This window comes from Streptomyces sp. NPDC031418, assembly GCF_055581605.1.
In genome coordinates, this window is the sequence record NZ_JBVIJC010000001.1 from 456,531 (window position 1) to 464,476 (window position 7,946).

General features: G+C 67.4%; 9 protein-coding genes. 6 read left to right on the forward strand and 3 right to left on the reverse strand.

Annotated elements, in window-relative coordinates:
• Positions 1-61: 61 nt before the first annotated feature.
• Genes eccB through ACZ5CZ_RS02030 form a run of 3 tightly spaced genes read left to right on the forward strand, consistent with a single transcriptional unit; the run spans position 62 to position 4,355 of the window.
• Positions 62-1,588, forward strand: a complete 1,527-nt coding sequence (gene eccB, locus ACZ5CZ_RS02020) for a type VII secretion protein EccB (protein WP_468938367.1) — start codon at positions 62-64, stop codon at positions 1,586-1,588.
• A 17-nt stretch (positions 1,589-1,605) separates the two neighbouring features.
• The gene (mycP, locus tag ACZ5CZ_RS02025) at positions 1,606-2,862 is read left to right on the forward strand and encodes a type VII secretion-associated serine protease mycosin (protein WP_468938370.1); all 1,257 of its coding nucleotides are present in this window, start codon (positions 1,606-1,608) and stop codon (positions 2,860-2,862) included.
• A gap of 20 nt (positions 2,863-2,882) precedes the next feature.
• The gene (locus tag ACZ5CZ_RS02030; RefSeq protein ID WP_468938372.1) at positions 2,883-4,355 is read left to right on the forward strand and encodes an outer membrane protein assembly factor BamB family protein; all 1,473 of its coding nucleotides are present in this window, start codon (positions 2,883-2,885) and stop codon (positions 4,353-4,355) included.
• A gap of 105 nt (positions 4,356-4,460) precedes the next feature.
• Here ACZ5CZ_RS02030 and ACZ5CZ_RS02035 read toward each other — a convergent pair whose 3' ends face one another.
• Entirely contained in the window at positions 4,461-4,778 is a 318-nt protein-coding gene (locus ACZ5CZ_RS02035; RefSeq protein ID WP_385839598.1) for a DUF397 domain-containing protein, read from the reverse strand.
• A 284-nt stretch (positions 4,779-5,062) separates the two neighbouring features.
• On the opposite strand from ACZ5CZ_RS02035, the gene ACZ5CZ_RS02040 reads away from it, so the two are divergent.
• A complete protein-coding gene (locus ACZ5CZ_RS02040; RefSeq protein WP_385839594.1) occupies positions 5,063-5,419 on the forward strand; it encodes a WXG100 family type VII secretion target in 357 nt (118 codons plus the stop codon).
• A 24-nt stretch (positions 5,420-5,443) separates the two neighbouring features.
• Positions 5,444-5,755 carry a WXG100 family type VII secretion target gene (locus ACZ5CZ_RS02045; protein ID WP_385839593.1) on the forward strand — a complete coding sequence of 104 codons (312 nt, stop codon included), beginning with the start codon at positions 5,444-5,446 and terminating at the stop codon, positions 5,753-5,755.
• A 64-nt stretch (positions 5,756-5,819) separates the two neighbouring features.
• Here ACZ5CZ_RS02045 and ACZ5CZ_RS02050 read toward each other — a convergent pair whose 3' ends face one another.
• Together ACZ5CZ_RS02050 and ACZ5CZ_RS02055 are read right to left on the reverse strand one after the other, a co-directional pair.
• Entirely contained in the window at positions 5,820-6,401 is a 582-nt protein-coding gene (locus tag ACZ5CZ_RS02050; protein ID WP_468938377.1) for a hypothetical protein, read from the reverse strand.
• 265 nt (positions 6,402-6,666) lie between these two features.
• Positions 6,667-7,278, reverse strand: coding sequence for a hypothetical protein (locus tag ACZ5CZ_RS02055; protein WP_468938379.1), 612 nt, complete (start codon positions 7,276-7,278; stop codon positions 6,667-6,669).
• A gap of 462 nt (positions 7,279-7,740) precedes the next feature.
• On the opposite strand from ACZ5CZ_RS02055, the gene ACZ5CZ_RS02060 reads away from it, so the two are divergent.
• On the forward strand, positions 7,741-7,946 hold a 206-nt coding region (locus ACZ5CZ_RS02060), incomplete at its 3' end, for a WXG100 family type VII secretion target (protein ID WP_468938381.1).

The window sequence follows — 7,946 nt, forward strand, 5'->3', positions numbered from 1 at the left end:
TCTGACATCGCGGCGCGGGACGGGTGCCCGCCGGTGCGAGGACGGGGAGAAGCAGGCACCAATGGCATCACAGCGGGACGAACTCAACGCCTACACGTTCGCGAAGAGGCGCACCCTCGCGGCCTTTCTCCAGCCCTCGCCGTCCGGGTCCGAGGAAGGCGCTCCCAAGCCGCTCCGCGCGATCGTGCCCAGCCTGGTCGCCGGTGCGCTGACGCTGGCCGTGTTCGGCGCCTGGGGCATGTTCCGGCCCACCGCTCCGGCCGGCTGGGACACCCCCGGCACCCGGGTGATCGTCGGCAAGCAGTCCACGACCCGCTACGTGGTACTGAAGACGGGCAGGACCGCCCGGCTGCACCCGGTCCTGAACCTCGCCTCCGCACGCCTGCTGATGAACGGCGCCGACTACCAGGTCATCCAGGTGAGTGACAGCATCCTGGACTCCGGCAAGCCGCCGCGCGGCCCGATCCTCGGCATCCCCTACGCCCCCGACCGGCTCCCCTCGCCCGACGAGGCCGGCAAGCCCAAACGGTGGGCCGTCTGCGAACAGCCCGGCGGCAAGGGCGAGACCGTCCAGCAGGCCACCTTCGTCCTCGCCCGGCGGGACGCCCCGAAGACCGACGGCCCCGGCCGCCTCGCCGCCGGCGACGTGCTCTACGTCAAGACCCGCACCGGCGACCGCTACCTCGTCGACGCGCACGGAACGTCGTACGCCGTCACCGGAACCGAGACCGACGCCCTGACCACCGCCCTGGTCGGCACCCGCAAACCCCAGCTCGTCACCAAGGAATGGCTCGGCACCCTGCACCAGGGCGACCCCATCCGGTTCCCCCGACTGCCCCCGGGCGTCGGCACACCCGCCCATGTGCACGGACAGCTCTCGGCGGCCGAGAACAGGGTCGGCATGGTGCTGCGCACCCGGACCGGCGACGGCACCAAGTACTACGTCGTCCTGCCCGGCACGGTGCAGCCGATCAGCGAGTTCACGGCCTGGCTGCTCATCTCCTCGCCGCAGACCGCCGGACTGGACATGAACGGCGAGGCACGCACCGTCGGCCTCCAGGACTTCACGGCCGACGCCACACCGTTCGCCGGGCAGGGCAGGTGGCCCGAGGCGCGCGCCCGGCAGGTCAACTCCGCCTCCTCCGCCACCGGACGCGACACCGTGTGCAGTGTGCTGCGCGACGCCGGCACCGGCTCCGCCCACACCACCACCCTCAGCACCTGGGCCGGCAAGGACTACCCCGTCGCGATCACCGCGGACGGCACCGGAACCTACGTCACCCCGGGCACCGGTCTCCTCTACACCCAGACCCAGGGCACCGAGACCGGCGCCGGAGCGCTCTTCCTGGTCACCGACACCGGACTCCGGTACGCCGTACAGACCAACGGAGACAGCGACAGCCGTACCTCGGACATCGGCGCGAACGGCAAGAAGACCTCCGACGGCAGCCCCGAACCCAGCGAGGCCCAGGTCAAGCTCGGCTACCAGAACGTCCGGCCCGCAAAGGTGCCCGCGGCCTGGTCGGAGCTGCTCGCCAAGGGACCCCGCCTCGACACCAACAGCGCCCGCCAGCCCCAGGGTTCCTGACGCCTCCCCTGCCCGACATGACCGACGGACACGACGGACACGCGAAGAGGAGCGCCGTACGCGTGCTGCCCACGAAGGCGACCCTGCTGACCGCCGCCGCCCTGCTGACCGCGCTCGGCACCGCTCCGCCCGCCCCGCACCTCCGGCTGGACGGCAGCGGCGAGTGCACCTTCCCCGCCCACCAGATCAAGGGCACGCCCTGGGCGCTGCAACGCGTCCTGCTCGACCAGCTGTGGCAGGGCACCGACCAGGGCAAGGGCGTACAGGTCGCCGTCATCGACACCGGCGTGGACGACCGGAACCCGCAACTCGCCGGTGCCGTGGACAAGGCCGCCGGCCGCGACTACCTGGCCAAGGGCAAGGGCGGCGACCCCACCGACGACCAGGTGGGACACGGCACCAAAGTCGCCGGCATCATCGCCGCCCGCCCCCACAAGGGCACCGGTTTCGTGGGACTCGCCCCCAAGGCCACCATCATCCCCATCCGGCAGAACGACGCCGACAACAGCGGCGACTCCGACACCATGGCCCAGGCGATCACCTACGCCGTCTCCCGGGGCGCCGACGTCATCAACATCTCCCAGGACACGACCAAGCCGCTGTCCAACACCTCCGCCCTCGCCCAGGCCGTACACCGCGCGATCGCACGCAAAGTGGTCGTGGTCGCGTCGGCGGGCAACGACGGCGTGGACGGCAGACCCAAGAACACCTACCCGGCCGCTTTCCCGGGCGTCCTGGCCGTGGCCGCCTCGGACCGTAACAACGAACGCGCGCCGTTCTCCCAGGCCGGAACCTTCGTCGGGGTCGCCGCGCCGGGAGTGGACATCGCCTCCACCGTGCCCGGCGGCGGCCAGTGCACCGACGACGGCACCAGCTTCTCCGCCCCCTTCGTCGCCGGGGTCGCGGCGCTGCTCAAGGAGAAGCATCCCGACTGGACCACCGCCCAGATCGTCACCCGGATCGAGCAGACGGCCGAGCGCTCCGTCAACGGCCACGACAACTTCGTCGGCTGGGGCGTCGTCGACCCGGTGCGCGCCGTCCAGGACTCGGACAGCGGCGACCCGCCGTCCTCCCCGACCCCCGACCCCGGCCCGTCCAAGGCACCGGAACCCGACGTAGCGCCGTTCTCCCTGGCGGAGACCCCGCAGGAGCGCAACCAGCGCTACGCCGTCTACGCACTCGGTGTCACCGCCGTCCTGGTCGCCGTCATCGCCGGTACCGCTGTAGTGGCCCGCGATCTGCGCCGCCGCCATCGAAAGGATCTGTCAGCGTGAGCTTCGGCCCGCCTTCGTCGATGTACACCCAATCCGCGCTGGAGGCCGACCAGTCGCGGGCCAGACGCCGCAGACGCACGGTCGGCACGATCGCCGCCGTCGTGGCCGTCGTCCTCGCCCTCGGCGCGGGCCTGTACTGGTACCACTCGTCCGGCGAGCCCAAGGGGCACACCGACGCCAAGCCGGCCCAGCAGGCCCCCGACGCGATACGCGCGACCGTGGAACAGGCCCCCGGCTCGCCCGAGGGCGAGATGGTCGTCCACCACTACGAGGACAAGCTCACCGGCCAGCCACGGTACGCACCCGGCACCTGGGCCACGGGCAAGGTCCTCGCGCAGGCCGTCGCCCACACCATCCAGGGCTACACGATCGAGCCCAACCCGGACGACCGTAAGACCGCCTGGTCCCTCGACCTCGGCGGCTACATCTGCGCCGTCAGCCGCGACGTCACCGCCGACGGCCGCACCGCGGTCGTCGTCCAGCCCCCGGCCGCCAAGACCGGCAAGAGCGGCGTCTGCAACGAGGTGCTCTCCGTCGACCTCAACACCGGCAAGAAGCTCTGGCAGCAGAAGATGCCGGCGGCCGACTTCGCCTACGTCACCAACACGAACATCGCCCTGACCCAGGGGGTCGTGGCCATCGCCTGGAACCACGGCTCGGTGGCGTACGACATGGACAGCGGCAAGCGGCTCTGGAACACCACCGAGTCCACCTCCCAGTGCCATGACACGGGCTACGCCGGCGGCCGGGGCCTGCTGGCCCTCGTCACCTGCGGCGAGTCCAGCACCGCCACCTATCGCGCGGAGAAGATCGATCCCCGTACCGGCAAGATCCTCTGGCAGTACAACGTCAGCAGCGGCATCCAGGCCGTCTACCTGCCCTCCGCCGAACCGCCGGTGCTCGCCGTCGCGGCCGGAGACACCCTCGTCACGGACCTGATCACCCTGGACCCGAAGAACGGCAAGCCGCTCGCCACCATCTCGCTGCGCGGTTACGACCCCAAGTGCGGACGCGACTACGCCGGCCCGACCTTCGGCGACATCGACAAGTGCGACGGCATGGTGGTCGGCCGCGACCGGATCTTCGTCATGACGAAGGACAGCGGCGAGATCGTCAAGCCCGCGAACAAGATCACCGCCTTCGACGTCCAGAAGGGCACCGCCGCCGCCTCCTTCAAGGGCCGCCCCTTCCAGACGGTCATCCCGGTCCGCATGAACGGCGACGACCTGATCATCTACCGCACCAGCCTGGACACCGTGCAGCCCGCGGCCGTGGTCGACTGGAACCCCCGGACGGACAAGGAGACCCCGTACCTCTTCTTCCACCTTCCGGAGGAGGAGTGGGAGCTGAGCGACCCCGAGTACTCGGACATCGTCTACGAACACGGCCGGGTCTTCTTCGCCCGCCGCATGCTGGAACGCGACGACAAGAACCCGAAGGACCCGGTGGTGTCGGCGCTGGGAGTGGGCAGCGCGGGCCTGAAGCAGCACTGAGCGGCGCGGGTGTGAACCGGTACTGACACGACAGAGGGGCGGCACACGTGCCGCCCCTCACCTTCTGCCGCTCTCCACTCCTGCCGCTCTCAACGGCAGCCGGCCTCAGTGGCGGCTGTCGGCCTCCCCCTCCCCGACCGCGAGCCCACCGTTGTGCTCCATCGGCTCCAGGTCGAACTCCCCGTCCCGCGCGCCGAGCACGAAGGCTCGCCACTCGGCCTCCGTGTACCGCAGCACCGTGTCCGGATCCAGGGACGACCGCATGGCGACGGCACCCTCGGGGAGATAAGCGATCTCGACGCGCTCCTCGTGCTCCTCCGTACCCGGAGCGCAGTGCCACTCGACGCCGGAGATGTCGAGCGAGTACAGCTCGTCCCGCTCGCGCTCTTTGCGAGCCTTGATCTCCTCAGCAGTCTCAGCCATGCCGCAGCGACCTTTCCCACGTACCGACAATCCACCGACCAGCGTAGTCTCAGCCGAACTCAGGCCGGTGGCCTTTGCAGTTGGAAGCGACACATCAAATGACTAGAGTGGCTTCCGGTACTACGTCAGTGGTACGTCACGGGGGCGGCGCGGTGTTGCTCCCGCGTCCGTGCACGCGGGGAGCGGTGGCACCTCTTGCCCACGGGCGGGCACCTCAGGGATTCCTCGCAGACCCGACCCGGTGGCTGTCGCCACGATCAGGACAACAGGAGGGGCAAGAGGCGATGACGAAGCCGCAGTTCGACTTCAGCCATGACAGCATTACAGAACTGGCCAAGGACATCGACTCCTTCAACGTCGAACTGAGCAAGCGGATCGGTTCCCTGAACCAGGTTGTCGACATGGTCCAGGCGGGTTGGCAGGGTGCGGCCGGCAAGGAGTTCGACTCCCTGCAACGGGGCATCAACCAGAACCTGAGGAAGCTCCAGGACAACCTGTCGGACCTGGAGGAGATCGTGCGCATGAGCACCAACAAGTTCAGCGCGCATGAGCAGGAGCGAATCTCCGAGATCCGCAAGGTGGACAACTCCGGGGACATCCAGAGCAAGATCCTCGGCCAGGTCGGCGTCAACTACTCCTGAACCGCTGGAAAGGAAACGAAGAACATGTCGAGCAGCTTCGACCGGACAGCGGTCAACTACGACACCGTCACCCAGGCCGCGAGCGACGTCCGCAACACAGCGAAGAACCTCAGCGAACACCTCGAGGCCCTGATGCGCGCCGTCAAGGTCAAGGCCGAGACCTGGGAAGGCGAGGCCAAGACGGCCTTCGCTGAGATCCAGCGCAGCAACACCCAGGAAATGGCCGCCATGACGGAGAAACTGGCCCGCGTCGCCCAGCTCCTGGACGAATCGGTCATCGGCTACCAGGACACGGACAAGGGCAACGCAGCGCGCTTCCGCATGCTGATGGGCTGAACCTGTCCCACGCAAGAGGGAGGCAGCGCGGCTTGCGCTGCCTCCCTCTCTCCTCTGCTCCTGGTCAACCCGACGAAGAGGTGCCTGGGACAGGAGAAGTCGCGGACCAGAAGTCGGAGTGTTCGCTGGGCAACGGCGGCTCCGAGCCGTCGTACGTCGGCGCACCGGGCCTCGGCTTCGGTGGTGCGACGTCGAACTTCTCCACACATGGAGTGGTCACTTCGAAGTCTGCCTGTCCCTGGTATCCGAAAAGCAGGGAGATCTGGAATTGATCCGGGGTCAGGAAGTAAGTCTCGGGGTTCGTCTTGCTATTGTTCGAGCCGCGGTACGTGAATCCCTTCTTCTTCCAGTACTGCTCCACGACACCTAGGAAGTTCCCCCGCCGCTCGGGGGAGATGACAGTCGTCACGGAGATCCTCCTGGACACCGTGCAGCTGATGTCCGTGGAGATCCCATGCGCCCACTTCACCGGCGGTTTGATCGCATCCAGGGTGTCCGCAAGGAGATTGTCGGCCTGCTCCGCCGCTTCTTGCATGTTCATATGTGACGCCGCGTTGCCTTCGTCTGCCCCGCTCTCCCCTCCGACCAGCCCGCACGCTGTAGTGAGCGCGAGAAGCGCCGCAGCCAGGACGAGTCGCGTTTTCATCGACGTGCCTCCGGAGTGATCCCACCAGGATTACCGGCGACGATGTTGGCGATACTGTCGGCGGACATCTGGTCCTTCACAGGGTTGAAGTAGTTGGAATGGGCTTCCATTGTAAAGTGGGTGAACGGATTCGGCCCCGCTTCTGTCCGGAAGCGCGTAGCCCCGAAATCCGCGCTCGCCGGGTCCTTGCCGAACCAGTTGTCATCGTGATCGGGGTCGCCCAGTTCCGCAGTGGCCTGTCCAGTCCACTACCGCTTCCGACGGCTCACTTCACTTCCTTGGCCAACCCGGAGCTGCCGAGGCAGGCGAGCTGCTGTGCGAGTCTGTACGACGCCTCGTTGAGCAGCTGCATGTTGCCCTTGTACGACACCAGCCCACGGCTCGCCGGCGCATAACGGAAGTCCGTTTCCACAACGGCCTGGCCGCACCTGAAGAACATGTGTGCGCCCAGGTCAGAGGCCTGTCCACGCAACCCGACTTTGAAGTCGACATTGCCCCTCAGCCCCTTGTCCGGTGACGGAGGAAGCTTGGGCAGGACCTTGAAGGAAAGGTTGATGTGTTGCTCGTTGCGTACTTCCTCCGGGGTTATCGAGCACAAGACGTGCTGCTTCTGAGCGGGAGTCCCCTTCAGCTCTCCATGGACGTTCGCAGGCACGTCGAACCCTCCGGCCGGCTCGCTGGAGAACTTCTTCGTATCGGCGACCGTCTCCAGGGTGTGCGCTGCGGACTCTGACAGCCCACCGCACACCTGCTCAGTCGACTGATACTGGTCGCCACCTTTATCTGTGCCCCCGCTGCAGCCGGTCAGCAGCAAGGCGGCAGCTAGGAAGGTGACGGAACGTGTAATGTCGAGCTTAACCTTATGTGACGTCGCCATGAATCAATCCGTATCCGTCAGGTCGCCTTCACCGGAGCCGGAATTGTATTGCTGTTCCATGGCGTCCTTGGTGTTCTGGTACCAGGAAGAGTTCTTGAGGGCGGGGTGGGTCGCGACTTACACCGAGAGCGGGGCCATAACCCTGCGCTGCTCCTCGTCGTCAGACACCTGAAACGGCCTTCGGCGGGACCGGATGACCGGGATACCGACGCCGGCTCCCAGAAGCGCTGCGGCCGCGATGCCCAGGCCGATCCACAGCGCCGTGTTGTCGCCGTCCGACGTGGCTGCCGTAGCCTGCGGCTCGCTGTCGCTCTGACCACCTCCCGCTGAACCCGTGGCCTCCGAGTCATGGGGAGACGGGGACTTGGCAGCGGCTGCTGCGGCCAGGTCGGGCAGGGATTCCTCGCAGACCCGGCCCGGTGGCTGTCGCCACGATCAGGACAACAGGAGGGGCAAGAGGCGATGACGAAGCCGCAGTTCGACTTCAGCCATGACAGCATTACAGAACTGGCCAAGGACATCGACTCCTTCAACGTCGAACTGAGCAAGCGGATCGGTTCCCTGAACCAGGTCGTCGACATGGTCCAGGCGGGTTGGCAGGGTGCGGCCGGCAAGGAGTTCGACTCCCTGCAACGGGGCATCAACCAGAACCTGAGGAAGCTCCAGGA